The 16,458-nt window shown below is 61.8% G+C and carries 14 protein-coding genes; 13 read left to right on the plus strand and 1 reads right to left on the minus strand.

Going from position 1 to position 16,458, the window contains the following annotated elements; translation table 11 throughout:
* The first annotated feature begins 265 nt into the window (after positions 1 to 265).
* Genes uvrC through whiA form a run of 4 tightly spaced genes read left to right on the plus strand, consistent with a single transcriptional unit; the run spans position 266 to position 5,615 of the window.
* A complete protein-coding gene (gene uvrC / locus VJ923_RS05845; RefSeq protein WP_326439498.1) occupies positions 266 to 2,548 on the plus strand; it encodes an excinuclease ABC subunit UvrC in 2,283 nt (760 codons plus the stop codon).
* On the plus strand, positions 2,538 to 3,509 hold the full coding sequence (gene rapZ / locus VJ923_RS05850) for an RNase adapter RapZ (RefSeq protein WP_326439500.1): 972 nt from the start codon (positions 2,538 to 2,540) through the stop codon (positions 3,507 to 3,509). Before uvrC ends, rapZ begins: the two co-directional genes overlap by 11 nt.
* The gene (locus VJ923_RS05855) at positions 3,510 to 4,667 is read left to right on the plus strand and encodes a gluconeogenesis factor YvcK family protein (protein WP_326439502.1); all 1,158 of its coding nucleotides are present in this window, start codon (positions 3,510 to 3,512) and stop codon (positions 4,665 to 4,667) included.
* 3 nt (positions 4,668 to 4,670) lie between these two features.
* Positions 4,671 to 5,615: a DNA-binding protein WhiA gene (gene whiA, locus VJ923_RS05860; RefSeq protein WP_326439504.1), complete on the plus strand. Its 945-nt coding sequence runs from the start codon at positions 4,671 to 4,673 to the stop codon at positions 5,613 to 5,615.
* On the opposite strand, the gene VJ923_RS05865 is transcribed toward whiA, so the two are convergent.
* A complete protein-coding gene (locus VJ923_RS05865; protein ID WP_326439506.1) occupies positions 5,612 to 7,093 on the minus strand; it encodes a helix-turn-helix transcriptional regulator in 1,482 nt (493 codons plus the stop codon). The two genes, whiA and VJ923_RS05865, sit on opposite strands and share 4 nt — an antisense overlap.
* Positions 7,094 to 7,279: 186 nt before the next feature.
* Between VJ923_RS05865 and VJ923_RS05870 the strand changes: the two genes are divergently transcribed.
* From VJ923_RS05870 to secG, 9 genes are all read left to right on the plus strand, one after another.
* Positions 7,280 to 9,349 (plus strand): FAD-dependent oxidoreductase, encoded by a 2,070-nt coding sequence (locus VJ923_RS05870; RefSeq protein ID WP_326439508.1) that lies wholly within the window; start codon positions 7,280 to 7,282, stop codon positions 9,347 to 9,349.
* Positions 9,350 to 9,387: 38 nt separating this feature from the next.
* On the plus strand, positions 9,388 to 9,609 hold the full coding sequence (locus VJ923_RS05875; protein WP_326439510.1) for a 4Fe-4S dicluster domain-containing protein: 222 nt from the start codon (positions 9,388 to 9,390) through the stop codon (positions 9,607 to 9,609).
* A 224-nt stretch (positions 9,610 to 9,833) separates the two neighbouring features.
* Positions 9,834 to 10,427, plus strand: coding sequence for a type IV toxin-antitoxin system AbiEi family antitoxin domain-containing protein (locus tag VJ923_RS05880; protein WP_326439512.1), 594 nt, complete (start codon positions 9,834 to 9,836; stop codon positions 10,425 to 10,427).
* The gene (locus tag VJ923_RS05885; RefSeq protein WP_326439514.1) at positions 10,420 to 11,295 is read left to right on the plus strand and encodes a nucleotidyl transferase AbiEii/AbiGii toxin family protein; all 876 of its coding nucleotides are present in this window, start codon (positions 10,420 to 10,422) and stop codon (positions 11,293 to 11,295) included. Before VJ923_RS05880 ends, VJ923_RS05885 begins: the two co-directional genes overlap by 8 nt.
* Positions 11,296 to 11,461: 166 nt before the next feature.
* Positions 11,462 to 12,466 carry a type I glyceraldehyde-3-phosphate dehydrogenase gene (gene gap, locus VJ923_RS05890; RefSeq protein ID WP_326439516.1) on the plus strand — a complete coding sequence of 335 codons (1,005 nt, stop codon included), beginning with the start codon at positions 11,462 to 11,464 and terminating at the stop codon, positions 12,464 to 12,466.
* A 76-nt stretch (positions 12,467 to 12,542) separates the two neighbouring features.
* Complete coding sequence (locus tag VJ923_RS05895) at positions 12,543 to 13,730, plus strand: phosphoglycerate kinase (protein WP_326439518.1); 1,188 nt, start codon at positions 12,543 to 12,545, stop codon at positions 13,728 to 13,730.
* A 12-nt stretch (positions 13,731 to 13,742) separates the two neighbouring features.
* A complete protein-coding gene (gene tpiA, locus VJ923_RS05900) occupies positions 13,743 to 14,513 on the plus strand; it encodes a triose-phosphate isomerase (RefSeq protein ID WP_326439520.1) in 771 nt (256 codons plus the stop codon).
* Positions 14,514 to 16,097: a 2,3-bisphosphoglycerate-independent phosphoglycerate mutase gene (gene gpmI / locus VJ923_RS05905; protein WP_394355951.1), complete on the plus strand. Its 1,584-nt coding sequence runs from the start codon at positions 14,514 to 14,516 to the stop codon at positions 16,095 to 16,097.
* 106 nt (positions 16,098 to 16,203) lie between these two features.
* Positions 16,204 to 16,458 (plus strand): preprotein translocase subunit SecG, encoded by a 255-nt coding sequence (gene secG / locus VJ923_RS05910; protein ID WP_326439522.1) that lies wholly within the window; start codon positions 16,204 to 16,206, stop codon positions 16,456 to 16,458.

Raw genomic sequence — 16,458 nt, forward strand, 5'->3', positions numbered from 1 at the left:
CGGGGAAGACGCTATGAGCGGGATGTGTCGGACGGGGTGCAGGGACGTGCTCCGTCAAGTTTTCCGGGAAAAATTGCACAAATAAGCGAGTTGTTAGACATACCCGTTTGCTCACAGTGTCCGATAGGGGGCATTTTGCGCCAAATTTAACGAGATAAGTAAAATACTACGGCATGAGCTGCTGTGGCGAAGAAGCGAACTGCAAACAACTCGCGTTTCTTGCGAAAAATGGGAGGGAAAAACGCAGGGCGGGTATACTGGGCTTATGAACGAAGACGAGAAACTCTGGAAAAACGCCTATCCCGACGCCTTGGAGCGCGAGGGCCGTATGCGCCCGTCGCTGGAGCGCGCCGTGCGGGAGCACGGCGCAGGAGCCAGCTTCGATTCCGCCGAGCAGGCCGAGGCCGACTCTTCCGAGGAGGTCGAAGTCGACCCTGCCGAGGAGGTCGAAGCCAATTCCGCCGGAGAAGTCGAAGTCGACCCTGTCGAGCAGGCCGAGGCTGATTTCGCCGAGCGGGTCGAGCTCGATTCTGCTGGGGTGACTGAGGCTGATTTCGCCGAGCAGGGCGAGGCCGAGGTGGAGGCGGTTTGTTCCTCTGGTCGCGAGGAAACCCAGCAGCAGAAGATCGCCCGCATTAAGCGGGAGCTGGAGGCGGTGCCCACCGAGCCCGGCGTGTATTTGTGGAAGGATGCGGCCGGCGAGGTCATCTACGTGGGCAAGGCCAAGCAGCTGCGGGCTCGCATGCGCCAGTACGTGAACTTCTCCGACGATCGCGCGAAGATTCCGCTTCTCGTGGAGGCCATCGACTCGTTCGACTACATCGTCGTGGACAACGAGCACGAAGCGCTCGTGCTGGAGAAGAACCTCATCAACCAGTACAGCCCGTTTTTCAATGCGGACTTCAAAGACAACAAGAGCTATCCCTTTATCGCGCTCACCAAAGGCGATGCGTTCCCGGCCATCAAGTACACTCGTGAGAAGCACCGCGCCGACACGAAGTACTTCGGGCCCTTCACCGACGCCCGGGCTGCCCGCGAGATGATCGATATCGCGCGCCGGGTGGTTCCCTTGTGCGCCGCCTCCTGCGCCGATTGGCGCGGCCTTTCGCGCGCCCTGGAAAAGGACCCCCTCGCCTTCATGAAGCGCGAGAGCCGCCCGTGCTTCGACTGCCATGTGGGCATCGGCCCCGGCGCCTGCTGCGGGCAGATAACTCCCGAGGACTACGCGGTGAATGTGCGGCGCATCGAGCGCTTCCTTGCCGGCAACCACCGGGAGTTCATCGACGAGCTTTCCGAGGAGATGGCCGAGGCCGCCGCCGAGCTCGACTTCGAGCGCGCCGGGCGCCTCAAAGGCCGCATCGACACCATCAATTCGCTCGCCGACAAGCAGCACGCCGTGTCCTCGCGCAACCTGAACGCCGATGTGGTGGGTTTCTTCCGCGAGGAGACCGTGGCCGGCGTGCAGGTGCTCGTTATCCGCGAGGGGCGCATCGTGAACTCGAACGATTTCGTGTTGAACCGCGGCACCGACGTTCCCGACCAGGACCTTCTGCGCAACTTCCTCATGCGCTACTACGACAACACCACCTCCATCCCCCACGAGGTCATCGTGCGCGTTTTGCCCGAAGACGCCGAGGCCATGGGGGAGTGGCTCACCGAGAAGCTGGAGAGCGTCCACGGGGCTAAGGTGCGCTTCACCGAGCCACAGCGCGGCGAGAAGGCCGATCTGGTGGCCATGGCCGAGACCAACGCCCGCCACGCGCTCATGCGCTACAAGGTGCGCACGAACTACGACGACAAGCGCATCAACAACGCGCTTCTGCAGCTGGAAAGCGCGCTGGCCCTAGACGCGCCGCCCATGCGCATCGAGTGCTTCGACATCTCCACCATCCACGGCTCCTACACCGTGGCCTCCATGGTGGTGTTCACCGGCGGCAAGCCGGACAAGAACCAGTACCGGCGCTTCAAGATAAAGACGCCGCTCGACGAGGCCAACGACTTTCTGAGCATGCAGGAGGTGATGCGGCGCCGCTATGCCCCCGAGCGCATGGCCGACGCGCGCTTCGGCTCAAAGCCCGATCTCATCATCTTGGACGGCGGCAAACCGCAGCTCTCGGCGGCCTTGGACATGTTCGAGGAAATGGGCGTGCGTGACATCGCCATCTGTGGCTTGGCCAAGCGCGATGAGGAGCTGTTCGTGCCCTGGCAGGACACGGGCCCGGTGGTGCTGCCGAGCGGCTCGGCGTCGCTGTATCTGGTGAAGCAGGTGCGCGACGAGGCCCACCGGTTCGCCATCACGTTCCACCGCGAGCTGCGCGGCAAGGGCATGACGGCCTCAATCCTGGACGATGTGGCGGGTCTGGGGCCCGTGCGCAAGAAGGCGCTTTTGAAGCACTTCAAGTCCTTCAAGCATTTGAAGAGCGCGAGCTTGGATGAGATCAAGGAGGCAAAGGTCGTTCCCGAAGAAGTAGCCGAGGAGCTCGTAGCCGTCCTCGCGCAGTATAATGAGACCAAGACCGAAACAGAGGAGAGCCTCAATGAGCGATGAGACCCAAGAGATGGAATCGATGCCGGACTTCGTCATTGTGACGGGCATGTCCGGTGCCGGGCGCACCGAGGCCATGCATGTGTTCGAGGATCTGGGCTACTACTGCGTGGACAACCTGCCCTCGAGCCTGCTCGGCGAGCTGGTGCGCGTGAACGAGGACACCGAGCACGAGGGCGGGCGGCGCCGTCTGGCCGTGGTCTGCGACTCGCGCAACGGCGACTTCTTCGGCGATTTGGAGGCGGAGCTCTCCGCCATGGCCGAGGCTGGCATCTCCTATAAGACGCTGTTTCTGGACGCGGCCGACGACAAGCTCATCGCCCGCTACAAGTCGAGCCGCCGCCGCCATCCGCTGTGCACCGACGGCACCACCATCTGGCAGGGCATCCAGCGCGAGCGCCATATGCTCATGGGGCTGCGCGATCGGGCCGACTACGTCATCGATACCACCGACATGCTGCCGCAGAAGCTGCGCAGCACCATCCGCGGCCTGTTCTCGTCGGGCAGCGAGCGCAAGGGCCTGGCCGTCACCGTGTACTCCTTCGGCTTCAAGCACGGTGCGCCCTACGACGCCGATCTCGTCATGGACGTGCGTTTTTTGCCGAACCCCTACTACGACCCCGAGCTGCGGCCGCTGACGGGCCTCGATGCCCCGGTGCGCGACTTTGTGCGCATGCGCGAGGAGACCATCGAGTTCGAGCAGAAGTGGCACGATCTGCTCGACGTCGTCATGCCGGGGTATGTGGCCGAGGGCAAGCAGCAGCTCGCCATCGGCGTGGGCTGCACCGGCGGCCAGCACCGCTCGGTGGCCCTCGCCGAGGCCACGGGCGATTACCTGAAATCGAAGGGCTACCGCGTGAGTGTGGCCCATCGCGATTTGCGCCTGGCCGAGCGCGGGCACGATGTGCGGCGCGAGAGCGACAACGTGCTGGACGAGCGCGCCAGCGGCGGGAAGGACGCCTAGGTGGCCGGCCCCAAGAGGAGCGCCGAGGCGTTCCGCGTCGATCCGGCGGCCACGGCCGCCTTCTCGGCGCTGCGCAGCGCGCTTCCGAACTTGCGAAAGCTCGACGAGGACGACAAGGCCTTAAAGGCCGTGGTCATCGGCGGCGGCACCGGCGCGCCGGTATCCATCCGCACTCTGCTTTCCCTGGGCGTGCAGACCAGCGCCGTGGTGGCCATGGCCGACGACGGCGGCAGCACGGGCGTTTTGCGCGAGGAGGCCGATGTGACGCCCCCCGGCGACATCCGCAAGTGCCTCGTGGCCTTCGCGAAGGACCCGGCCGACCCGCTCGTGCGGGCGCTCAAGTACCGTTTCGCCGTGGCCCGCGACCACGCTCTTGGCAATCTGCTTCTGGCCGCGCTCGAAGATGCGACGGGCTCGTTCCCCGAGGCCATCGCCATCTGCGAGAAGCTTGTCGACGCCCAGGGGCATGTGTATCCCTCGACGCTCGACCATGTGATTTTGTCGGCCCAGACCCAAGACGGCCGCATCCTTGACGGCCAGGCCGTGGCCTGCCATTCGAAGACGGCGCTCGCGAAGGTGTGGCTTTCTGCCGAGGACGGCAGGGCGCCGTGCCCCTTCGAGCCGGCCCTGGCGGCCATTCGCGAGGCCGACCTCATCGTGCTCGGTCCGGGGTCGCTCTTTACCTCCATCATCCCGAACCTGCTCATTCCCGGTGTTGTGGACGCCATCCGCGCCTCGCGGGGGCGGGTGCTGTTCGTGTGCGCTTTGGCCGACGTGCAGGGGGAGACCTGGGGACTGACGGCCCGCGAGCACTTCGAGGCGCTGGCTGCCCACGGCATGGAGGGGCTCATCGACTACATGCTCGTGCACTCGAAGGTGCCGCTGCGGGCCGAGAGCCCGGCCACGGGCAGCTTCGCGGCCATATCCGGCGCCGATTTGGAGCACGCCTCCACGAGCGACTTTACCGACGACCAGCTCATCAAGGGGGTGCGCCCCATCTCCATCTCCTATGCGGACATGCTCGCCATTCAGTCTCGGGGACCCATCGTCATCAGCCGCAACCTCGTGGATGCCGAGCAGCCCACATGGCATTCGCCCTTCGCCCTGCGCGACGCCTTCCAAAACGTCATCAAACTCTCGCGGGCGCGCAGGAGCTAGCCCATGTCGTTCACGTCGGAGGTGAAAGACGAGCTGGCCCGCGTGGTGCCGGCCTGCCCCGAATGCGAGAAGGCGACCCTTGCGGCGCTCGTGCGCATCGAGGGCACGCTGTTCGTGAGTGGACCGGCTCGCTACCGCGTGGAGATCGCCACCGACGCCCCGGCCGTGGCGCGTTTGGTGGTGCGCCTGCTCCATTCCATCTACGAGCTGAAGACCAACCTCACCATGCGCCGCAGCGTGCTGCACAAGACCCCGAACTACCTCATCGAGGTGCCGGCCCAGCCTCATCTGGCCGATGCCCTGCGCGACATGGGGGTGCTCTCGGCCGAGGGCGGCCTGGAGATGGGCATCAAGGAGGCGCTTGTGGCCAAGCCCTGCTGCGCGGCGGCCTATCTGCGCGGTGCCTTCCTCGGCAGCGGCTTCGTGTCCAATCCCAAAAGCGACTTCCACTTCGAGATCACCGTGGAGTCCGAGGCGCTGGCCGAGGGCCTCGTGGCGCTCATGGCGCGCAAGGACATCACGGCCCGCATCATGAACCGGCGCAGCTCGTACATGGTGTATCTGAAGAGCGGCAACGCCATCACCGAGTTCCTCGCCTTCACCGGCGCCCACCAAGCGGCTCTTTCCATGGAAGAAGAGCGCGTGGTGAAGTCGGTGCGCAACGACGTGAACCGCCAGATCAACGCTGAGCTCGCCAACCAGCAGAAAGCCTCCAACGCCGCCGTGGGGCAGATCTACGCCATTCGCGCCGTGGTGGAGCACTACGGCATGGAGGACTTGCCCCCGGCCCTGCAGGATTTCATCCGCCTGCGCGTCACCTACCCGGAAGCGTCGCTCAAGGAGCTCGGCGAGCGCGCCAACCCGCCCCTTTCCAAAAGTGCCGTCTACCACCGCGTCCGCCGCATCGAATCCATGGCTGCCGAGCTGCAGGGCGCCGCCCAGAGCTAATGTTCATGAATGTAGGAGATGAACTCCTGTTTGGAATGAATGTCCATTTTCCTGTAGATATGCATGGTGTGCGCGCGAATGCTCGCTTCCGATAGGTAAAGTTCCTCTGCGATTTTCTTGGCGCTGTAACCCCGTGCGAGGTACTGAGCTACTTCTCTTTCTCGCGGAGTCAAGGAGAAGGGCTCTAACATGCGCACAATGGATTCCTCCGAAAGCGGATGGGCCGAAGCGCTGCTGTCTGCCACCTTTTGGTTGTTTGAGCGAAGGGCGTACATGAGGAGGAAGCCAATGGTGCCGGTTGCGGCTACAGCCACCGCAAGGGCGATGCCATATACCAAAATATCTTTTCCGGAGAAGATCTGATCGAACCCAAGGAGATAGTACGCATCGAAGGAGAGCGCCCAGGGGATGGCGATTGCCACAATGGCGAGAAGCGAGAAACAGCGGACGGCGCGCTGACCTTTGCCACGCACTGCCGGAATGAGCATCATCCAGAGGAACACCTCGTTGCAATGAGAACACGAGACGAGTATGCGATTGGTGATGAAGCGATTCTCTGCATCGAAAAGCAGCATGACGATGAGAGCTCCTAGATAGGCGAGCATTAGCCAGGCGAAGGTCATGATGAGGCCGCCTTCGCTATCCTTCTTCCCCAATCGTTTCTGAACAAATACGACGATGGCGAACGTTGAAAAGGAAATTGCGGCTGTGAGGAATTGGCGAAGAGGCTCGACCGATCCCGAATAAGCGCCGATTCTCAGTCGAATGAAGATGTCGCAGAAATAGATAAGAAAAAGCGTCGGGATGAGCATTCCCCAGAGCTGCTTATCGAAGGAGAGGCTTGCCTCGTTCTGGGACGAATAGCTGTCGTGCGGTCCGAGCTGCCGGGCAGCGAACGCAATACAGAGGGTCTCGAGGAGCACGCACCCCAGCAGCACGGTGTTTTGGGGTACTTCGGCCAAAGAAGACACCATCGTAACGACTTGAGCTGCGAGAAAGGAAAGGGAGATGAGGGTGAGAGCTGAATTGACAGCGCGCGAAGAAAGCCAAATGGCCCAAAGCGCAACCATAGTGGCTGCGAAGAGGGCTATAGCAAGCATAGAGGCGGCGAGCAGGCCTCCTTCTTGAGCGTCTATGGGATACAGCGCGAGATGGAAGTGGGCGAGTAGTGCGGCACCTCCTACCGCTCCCATAAGCCAAGGACGAGCCATGAGTTGTAGCGTTCGAAGGGGGGATAGGCCGAATGCTCCGGATACTGCGATGAGGGCGAGGTTGTAGATCAGGTGATAGAAAGCGATGGTTTGCGAGGAGGTTTCTCCTGCGTAGTCTGCCAGAGAAAGCGGGTAGTAGCCCGACGCCTGCAGGCACAGCCACATGGCGGCCAAACCGAGGCATCCGACGATTTCGTCTCTTCCGAAGTGACGTGCGAGCCCCTTTCGCGTCGCTGTCGAATCGGATTCCCGAATTACCTGAGGCACCTTCGCCCTCCTTGCTCTCATGAATCGATATTCTACCCGCTCCACGGCTTTTAATCACCCTATCAATTTCATCTATATTCGGCGATAAGCTTCTAACTATCAGTTTCATTGATTCTCGAGCGGCCCTGTCGTGGCTAGAGTTTTTTCCGCAACGGCAAGCAACCGTCAACGAAGAAGGAGATGGAAATGAAAGATGCTGGAAAAAGCACTGTCGCGCAGGGCGTGTCTCGACGTGGTTTCCTGTGCGGGCTTGGAGCCGCAGGCGTCGCGCTCGGTCTCAGTGGCTGCGCGCCATCCGAGGCTAAAAAGGGCCCTGAGGAGAGCCTCTCGGAAACAGGGGCTTCTGACGAAGAGTGTCTCGTTGCAGACTCGGCGGGCAACAGCCCCGATCTCAGCACGGATATTACTTACATCCCCCAGAATGAGGAGCTTCCTATTCCAGACGAGCCGACTCCCTCCCAAACCGAGTACTCCTGCGACGTTCTCGTAGTCGGCGGCGGCTTGGCTGGCTTGAATGCCGCTATGGCTGCGGCAAAGGAGGGGAAGGACGTAATCCTCATCGATAAGGGGACGCCGGGCTACTCCGGTCTGTCTGCTTGGCCCAGCTGCACCGCCTATTATGATCCGGAGCGCGATTGCGACCTGGAGACTTGGGAGAAGGCCATGGTTCTCTCATGCTTCAATTTCGCGAACCTTAATTGGGAGATGCTCTGGTGCGAGGAATCTAAAGAAGTGTTCGACCGCTTGACGGAATGGGGCTTTATCGAGAGCCACGAGCGCGGCGAGGACACTGCGTACTATGTCGACGGAATCATGTTCCATGATGACCTGCGCGGCTACAGCCAAGAATTCGCCGCGAACAACCGCCATGTCATTTTCGAGAAGGTCTTGAAAGAGGCGGGTGTGACGATTCTTGATCACATGATGCTCATCGACGTTATCGAGGATGCGGGCACGTGCGTCGGCGGCGTCGCGCTTCATTACAGAAGCCAAACTCCCGTCACCATCGCCGCGAAGGCGACGGTGCTCTGCACGGGCAACGGCGTTATCAAGCCCATGGGCTATCCTGTCGGCGCAGATACTTTCGACGGCATCTGGATCGGCTATCAGCATGGACTGCCCATCACCGGCATGGAATTCGACGACTTCCACATGACAACGAACTATGCTCCCACCAACGCCCTTATGCACAACAGCTGGCAGTACCTTGAGAACATCTGGCCCACTGGAGGTACGGTCGATGCCAAGCACATGACCAAGCGCGCTGGTGTGGAAGATCGTGTGAAGAGCTATCTCGAGGGCATCGACATTCTCAAATACAATGACAACACGCTCATGGACGGGGCCGAGAAAGCCGCGACTTGCTCCCGGATGTGCTCTGATTATCTGGAGCAGAAGGGCATCGAGAAAGCTGAGAGCATTCACGATTTCGACGAAGTGGACGATATTCGCAAGGGGAAGTGGACGAGCCCGAATCCCAAGGGTCATGTCTATGGTGCCGCTGTGGGCATGGTGACGCATCTTTGCGGCGGTGTATGGTGCGGTCCTGACGACTTGGAGGGTGCTTCTGGGTTACCGGGAATGTACGTGGCCGGTGATGGAACGAATGGCTGCATGGTGGGCGGTCCCAACTATGGTTGTCAGCGCGGCTCCACTTCGAGCTTTGTGTCGCTCCAGGGTTACCACGCTGGCACTGCTGCGGCTCACTATGCCGATGGCGTTGACGCTCCTGTGTTGCCTTCCGCAGAGGTCGAGCAGCTTGTTGCCTACACGCTTGCTCCCACCCAGGTGACCCAGGGCTTCACGCCGAATTGGGTCAGGGAGGCCCTGCACGGAATCATGGCCCCGGGCTGGATGACTATTGCAAAGAACGAGACCATGCTTCAGGCGGGACTTGCTCAAATCCTCGAGCTCAAGCGGAAGGCATCTGGCAAGATGGTGGCCCAAAACGGTCATGACCTCCGCCTTGCCCACGAGGTCGAGCATCAGCTGCTCGCAATGGAGCTGAAGGTTCGCGCGGGCTTGGAGCGCAAGGAGTCGCGGGGCTACCACTACCGCACTGACTATCCCTTCAATGACGATAACTGGCTGTTTTATATCACGCAGACCAAGGGTGATGACGGTAATCCCGTAATCGAGCACGTTGATATCCCTGAGGCGTGGAAGGGCGATCTAAGCGCCTCCCACGAGGAGCGCTACCCCACGTTCAATACGCCAGAGGAGTACGAGAAGTACGCACCGAAGGACAAAAAGTAGCCATACGTCTCTTTAGATTGCAAAGAAGGAGTTGAACAATGTCCGTAAAGAGAAAAGACCTGTCGGCATGCATCGGGTGCGGCAGTTGCGCGAAAATCTGCCCCATGGATGTTATGCGCATCGATGAGGCTGCGGGAAAGTCAGTCATAGCCTACGTGAGCCAATGCATGACCTGCGGCCAGTGCTGGTTGAACTGTCCGACTGAGTCGATTGTCATTCAAAGCGAATCGGCGACGTTTGGACTAAACGCCGCACGGTAGGATGTTGCCGAGCTCCCGCGTCCCCTCCCTAACGGGTGCCGGCACGTGATAGGAAGTCGGGCGGGAAAATCCGCCCGACTTCTTTGTTTTGGCGCTGAGGCTGTGGTTCGTAGACAGTTCGGCTATCCTGTCCGCCGCATCGAGTCGATGGCTGCCGAGCTGAAGCAAAACTGTATCATATTTCCTCCAGTAAGTTGTGTATAATGCAACTTAATGGAGGAAATATGGTAAAGACAACGAAAATGTTGAACCAAGAACTCGGCGTCTATCGCGACCGTGCGAACAAGATTGCCCGTATGGTGCGCGATAGCGAACTCGTACCTGTGGTCCGGGGCCTCTACGAAACGGACGCCCAAGCCTCCCCATGGGCGCTTGCCGGTTGCATCTATGGGCCCTCGTACGTATCTTTCGAAAGCGCGCTTTCCTACTACGGGCTTATTCCTGAGGCAACGCGCGCTGTCACGAGCGCTACGTTCGAAAAGGGAAGGTCGAAGGCCTACGACACCGTCTTCGGAGCCTTCCTGTTCCGGGATGTTCCAGCTGAGGCTTTTCCCTACGGCATTGAAATCAAGGAAGAAGGCGGCGCCGTTTTCCGCATCGCAACGCCGGAAAAGGCCCTTTGCGACAAGCTATACGCGGTCTCTCCGGTGGCAAGCAGAGGCGAGCTCGAGGCGCTACTTTACGAGGACCTGCGCCTGGATAGGGAAGACATGGCCAACCTGAGCGCTGAAGACGTTGCCTATTTAGCTGAGAAATACCGCTCGCGCAACGTGAGGAAGCTCGCCGCCTATCTTAAGAACGGACTGCAAGATGAATAGCGCTATCGAGCACATGCTCGCTTCTTATGAACCCGTTAATGCCTTCGACCGCAAAAACGCCGCCAAGGAAGTCATCCAGGAGATTGTGCTGTGCGGGCTGTCCCGCGCCGGCTTCTTCGACAAGGCCGCGTTCTACGGTGGCACGGCCCTGCGCATCTTTTACGGTCTCGATCGTTTTTCTGAAGACCTGGATTTCTCGCTCATGGAGCCGGATGAGGGCTTCGATCTTGCACGCTATCTCGACGCGGTGCAGAGCGAGGCGCGCTCTTTTGGCGTAAATGCCGAGGTGAGAATGAAGGAAAAGACGGGGGAATCCGATATTCAATCGGCTTTCCTCAAGGGAAACACGCGGGAGCATCTGCTTTTGTTCTATCCCCATGATGGGCCGTGGTCGGGAGTTCCTGCAGATGAGAAGCTCAAGGTAAAGTTCGAGATTGACGTGAACCCGCCTGCCGGGGCGGGATTCAGTCGCGCCTTTCGGCTTCTGCCCGCGCCTTACGAGATCAACCTCTACGACGAGCCGTCGCTTTTCGCGGGGAAAATCCATGCCGTGCTGTGTCGCGGTTGGAAAAACCGCGTGAAGGGCCGCGATTTGTACGACTACCTTTTCTACCTGGGGCGAGGCACGCCGGTGAATTTGGCGCACCTGCGCGCCCGGATGGAGCAAACGGGCTCGTTGAGCGATGGCGTTTTGGAGCTCGGCGACCTGCAGGCCCTGCTGCAAGATCGCTTCTCGGTGATTGATTTCAAGGAGGCCCGCCGCGATGTTGAGCCTTTTCTGGCCGACCGGAGAAGCCTTGACCTTTGGTCGGTGGATTTTTTCTGCCAGGTAACGAACGGCCTGCGCGAGAGCCGCTCCGTCTCGTGAGCGATCCACTGGCATCGGCCGCTTCTTTTGTGCAGGTGAAACGGTTTTCGGGGCCGTCTGCTTGATTGCGTGGGGAAATGGTTAGCTTCGTAGTAAACTTGTCAAAGCTCATTCAGCTGGTATGTGCCCATCGGGCATCGCGAGTATCTTGTGAAAGGAGATACGCATGACAACCAAGGTAGGCATCAACGGTTTCGGTCGCATCGGTCGCCTCGTGTTCCGCGCCATGGCCGACGATCCCGCGGTCGAAGTGGTCGCCGTTAACGACTTGGGCGAGAAAGCCACCGCCGCTCACCTGCTGAAGTACGACTCCGTGCACGGTATTCGCAACTTCGATATCGAGGTGGTCGACGACGGCCTTATCGTGGACGGCAAGCACGTGACCATGCTCTCCGACCGCGACCCGGCGAACCTGCCCTGGGGCGAGCTGGGCGTGGATGTCGTCGTTGAGGCCACGGGCATCTTCAAGACCGGCGAGCTGGCCCAGAAACACCTGGATGCCGGCGCCAAGAAGGTGGTCATCACCTGCCCGGCCAAGGGCGAGGACATCACTATCGTCATGGGCGTGAACGACGACCAGTACGACCCTGCGGTGCACAACATCATCTCGAACGCCTCCTGCACCACCAACTGCCTGGCTCCCTTCGCCAAGGTGCTGCTGGAGAACTTCGGTATCCGTCGCGGCTATATGAATACCATCCACTCCTACACCAACGACCAGAAGATCCTGGATTTGCCCCACAGCGACCTGCGCCGCGCCCGTGCGGCCGCCGTGTCCATGATCCCCACCACCACCGGTGCTGCCCGCGCGGTGGCGCTCGTGCTCCCCGAGCTGCAGGGCCGTCTCGACGGTTTCGCCACCCGCGTTCCCACCCCCGACGGGTCCATGGTCGATCTTACGGTGGAGCTCGAGAAGTCCGTGACCGTCGAGGAGATCAACGCCGCCATGAAGGCCGCGGCCGAGGGCCCCTTGAAGGGCATCCTGGAGTACACCGAGGACCCCATCGTGTCCATCGACATCGTGGGCAACCCCGCCAGCTCCATCTTCGACTCCCAGCTCACCATGTGCCTGGGCGGCGAGGGCAACTTCGTCAAGTGCATCAGCTGGTACGACAACGAGTGGGGCTACTCCAACCGCGTGAAGGATCTGGTGAAGATTCTCCTTCCGTAACCCTGCCTAAGATTTGCCTTTGGAAACCCAGCTCACTTCGGGCTGGGTTTTCCCGTATAAGAGGAAAGGACGAGACATGGCCGATATCAAGACCATCGACGACGCGAACTTCGCGGGCCAGCGCGTGCTCGTGCGCGTCGACTTCAACGCGCCGGTGGACGGTGCGGGCAACGTTACCGACGACACCCGCATCCGCGCGGCGCTGCCCACCATCAACAAGCTCATCGATGATGGCGCCAAGGTGATCCTCGCGAGCCATCGCGGCCGTCCGGCGGGGGAGGGCTTCGAGGAGTCCTTCAGCCTCGGCCCCATTGCACGCCGCCTGCAGGAGCTGCTCGACCGCGACATCGTGCTCACCCGCGAGCTCATAGGGCCTGAGGTGGCCGAGGTCGTGGATGGGATGGAAAACGGCGACGTGCTGCTTCTGGAGAATATCCGCTTCGATAAGCGCGAGAAGAAAAACGACCCCGAGTTCGCTCGCGCCCTGGCCGATTTGGCTGATGCCTACGTGAACGACGCCTTCGGCACGGCCCATCGTGCCCATGCCTCCACGGCGGGTGTGGCGGAGTTTCTGCCCTCGTACGCGGGCTACCTCATGGAGCGCGAGGTGGCCACGCTCACGGGTATGCTCGATGACCCGCGTCGCCCCTTCGTCGCCATTCTCGGCGGCTCGAAGGTCTCCGACAAGATCAAGGTCATCGACGCGCTGCTGGAGAAGGCCGACACCCTCATCATCGGCGGCGGCATGTGCTTCACCTTCCTGGCGGCCCAGGGCAAGTCCGTGGGCACCTCGCTCATGGAGGCCGATTGGGTCGAGCGCGCCGGCGACATGATGAAGAAGGCCGAAGAGCGCGGCGTGTCGCTTTTGCTTCCGGTGGATGTGGTTTGCGCCGACGCCTTCGCCAATGACGCGAATCTGGCCACGGTGCCGGTGGACGAGATCCCCGACGACATGATGGGCTTAGACATCGGCCCTGAGACCGCGAAACTGTACGCCGAGGCCATCGCCCTGGCGAAAAGCGTGTTCTGGAACGGCCCTATGGGCGTCTTCGAGATGCCCTCGTTCGAGGCCGGCACCCGGGCGGTGGCCGAGGCCGTGGCTGCTGCTACCGAGGCCGACACCATCATCGGCGGCGGCGATTCGGTGGCTGCCGTCAACAAGTTCGACCTCGCCGACCAGATGACCTTCATCTCCACGGGCGGCGGCGCCTCCATGGAGCTTGTTCAGGGCGAGGCGCTTCCCGGCGTCGAGGCCCTTCGCTAGAAAGGAACCGCTATGTCCCGCAAGAACCTCATTGCCGGCAACTGGAAGATGAACAACACGGTCGCCGAGGCTGTGGTGCTCGCCCAGGAGATCTCCAACCGCATCGAGCGCGACTGGCTCGAGCTGGTGGACGTGGCCGTGTGCCCGCCCTACGTGGACCTCAAGCCCGTGAAAAGCGTCTTCGAGTTCGACCGCGTAGATATCGCCGTGGGCGCCCAGAACGTCTATTGGGAGCCGAAGGGCGCCTTTACCGGCGAGATCTCCATCGCCATGATCGACAACATCGGCTGCACGTACTGCATCGTGGGCCACTCCGAGCGTCGCAACTTGTTCGGCGAGACCAACGAGGATGTGAACTTGAAGGCCCGCGCCCTGGTGGAGGCCGACATCACGCCCATCATCTGCGTGGGCGAGTCGCTTTCCGTGCGCGACGCGGGCACCTATCTCGATTTCGTCACGGCCCAGGTGCGCGCCGCCTACGCGGGCATGGATGAGGCCGACGCCGCCAAGACGGTGATCGCCTACGAGCCGGTGTGGGCCATCGGCACGGGCCGCACCGCCACGCCGGAGCAGGCCGAGGAGGTGTGCGCCGCCATCCGCGCTACCGCATCCGAGCTTTTCGGCGCCGAGGTGGCCGAGGGTCTGCGCGTGCTCTACGGCGGATCGATGAACGAGGGCAACGCGGCGCTGCTGCTCGGTGAGGCCGATATCGACGGCGGCCTTATCGGCGGCGCGGCGCTCAAGGCCGACTCGTTCATCCAGATCGTGAAGGAAGCCTGCTAAATGGAGTGCCGCGAAACGACGGCGGCCTTGCGCGAGAACCTGCGCCTTCCCGCCTGCCTCATCATCATGGACGGCTTCGGTTTGGCCGAGCCGGGTCCTGGCAACGCCATATCGCTGGCGGAGACCCCGGTGCTCGACTGCCTCTTCGCCGAGGCCCCCATGACGCGCCTGGCGGCCTCCGGCGAGGCCGTGGGCCTGCCCGAAGGCCAGATGGGCAACTCGGAAGTGGGGCATTTGAACATCGGCGCGGGGCGTGTGGTCTTCCAGGAGCTCACCCGCATCAACCGCGCCTGCCGCGACGGGTCCATCGCCACGAACCCCGAGATAGTGGCCGCCTTTGAGGCGGCCAAGAAGCCGGGAGCGGCCCTGCACCTCATGGGCCTGCTCTCCGATGGCGGTGTGCACTCGTCCAACGAGCACCTCTACGGGCTCATCGACGCGGCGGTGGCTGCCGGAGTGGCGCGCATCATGGTGCACTGCTTCATGGACGGGCGCGACGTGCCGCCGGCCAGCGGTGCCGAGTACATGCGCGAGCTCGTAGATTATCTGGAGCGCGCCGCGGTCCGGGCCCCCGAGGGAACGATGCCCGATCTGCGCATCGCCTCGGTGGAGGGGCGCTATTATGCCATGGACCGCGACAACCGCTGGGAGCGCGTGAACCGCGCCTATGAGGCCATCGTAGAGGCGAGGCCCTACCGCGAGCTTTCCGCCGTGGCGGCCATGGAGGCCTCCTATGCCGCCGAGATCACCGACGAGTTCGTGGAACCGGTGGCCTTAGACGAGCGGGGCATGCGCGACGGAGATGCGGTCATCTTCTTCAATTTCCGCCCCGACCGCGCCCGCGAGATCACCCGCGCGCTCACCGATCCGGCGTTTGCGGGTTTCGAGCGTGTCCAGTGGCCCCAGGTGCACTTCGTGTGCCTCACCGAGTACGACCCGAGCATTCCCGCCGCCGTGGCCTATGCCAAGGAGTTTCCGGAAAACGTGCTCGCCGACGTGCTCGCCGAGGCGGGGCTTTCCCAGTACCACATCGCCGAGACGGAGAAGTATGCTCACGTGACCTTCTTCTTGAACGGCGGCCGTGAAGCGGAGAAGGCGGGGGAGAGCCGTAAGCTCATCGCGAGTCCCAAGGTGGCCACCTACGACATGCAGCCCGAGATGAGCGAGCCTGAGGTGGCCGTTACCCTGGCGGCGGCCATCGACGCCGATGAGGCCGACGTGTACATCGTGAACTTCGCCAACTGCGACATGGTGGGGCATACGGGCATCGTGGATGCGGCCCGCGCGGCCACGGAGGCGGTGGATGCCGGCGTCGGCAAGGTGCTCGATGCTATCAAGCGCAAGGGCGGGGTGGCCCTAGTCACGGCCGACCACGGCAACGCCGACTGCATGATCGCCGAGGACGGCGGCGCGTTCACGGCTCATACCACCAATCCGGTGCCGCTCGTGCTCGTGGATGCGAGTGGCGCGCACCTCGAGCTATCGGGCAAGGAGGGCCGTCTGGCCGACATCGCCCCCACGCTCTTGGAGATGATCGGCCTGTCCCAGCCCGCCGCCATGACGGGCGAGAGCCTTTTGGGCTGATTTTGTCGCGATGCTGCCAGATGCTTCTTGAAGGCCCTGGCAGCATCGTCTATACTAGTCAACTTGCGTACGCAAGACACTGGAAACGTAAAGGAAGCGTGACACGTTGAATCCCCTGGTAATCGTCTTCTTGGTTCTGCTGGTTCTGTCCGGCATCGGCCTCATCATCTTCATTCTCATGCACTCGGGCAAGGGCACGGGCATCTCCGACATGATCGCGAGCTCCATGTACTCCACCCAGACGGGCACGAGCATCATCGAGAAGAACCTTGATCGCATCACCATCGGATGCGCCATCGTGTTCCTGCTCTCCCTGGTGGTTCTCATGGTCATCTACCCCCACGGAACCATTACCCAGTAA

Origin of the sequence: Adlercreutzia shanghongiae (assembly GCF_035830635.1) — a bacterium.
Classification (GTDB): domain Bacteria; phylum Actinomycetota; class Coriobacteriia; order Coriobacteriales; family Eggerthellaceae; genus Adlercreutzia; species Adlercreutzia shanghongiae.

Excerpts from the sequence above, each read along its gene's own strand:
- uvrC (WP_326439498.1), top strand. The coding sequence starts at position 266 with ATGAACGAAGACGAGAAACTCTGGAAAAACGCCTATCCCGACGCCTTG.
- rapZ (WP_326439500.1), top strand. The coding sequence starts at position 2,538 with ATGAGCGATGAGACCCAAGAGATGGAATCGATGCCGGACTTCGTCATT.
- whiA (WP_326439504.1), top strand. The coding sequence starts at position 4,671 with ATGTCGTTCACGTCGGAGGTGAAAGACGAGCTGGCCCGCGTGGTGCCG.
- VJ923_RS05870 (WP_326439508.1), top strand. The coding sequence starts at position 7,280 with ATGAAAGATGCTGGAAAAAGCACTGTCGCGCAGGGCGTGTCTCGACGT.
- VJ923_RS05875 (WP_326439510.1), top strand. The coding sequence starts at position 9,388 with ATGTCCGTAAAGAGAAAAGACCTGTCGGCATGCATCGGGTGCGGCAGT.
- VJ923_RS05880 (WP_326439512.1), top strand. The coding sequence starts at position 9,834 with ATGGTAAAGACAACGAAAATGTTGAACCAAGAACTCGGCGTCTATCGC.
- VJ923_RS05885 (WP_326439514.1), top strand. The coding sequence starts at position 10,420 with ATGAATAGCGCTATCGAGCACATGCTCGCTTCTTATGAACCCGTTAAT.
- gap (WP_326439516.1), top strand. The coding sequence starts at position 11,462 with ATGACAACCAAGGTAGGCATCAACGGTTTCGGTCGCATCGGTCGCCTC.
- VJ923_RS05895 (WP_326439518.1), top strand. The coding sequence starts at position 12,543 with ATGGCCGATATCAAGACCATCGACGACGCGAACTTCGCGGGCCAGCGC.
- tpiA (WP_326439520.1), top strand. The coding sequence starts at position 13,743 with ATGTCCCGCAAGAACCTCATTGCCGGCAACTGGAAGATGAACAACACG.
- gpmI (WP_394355951.1), top strand. The coding sequence starts at position 14,514 with ATGGAGTGCCGCGAAACGACGGCGGCCTTGCGCGAGAACCTGCGCCTT.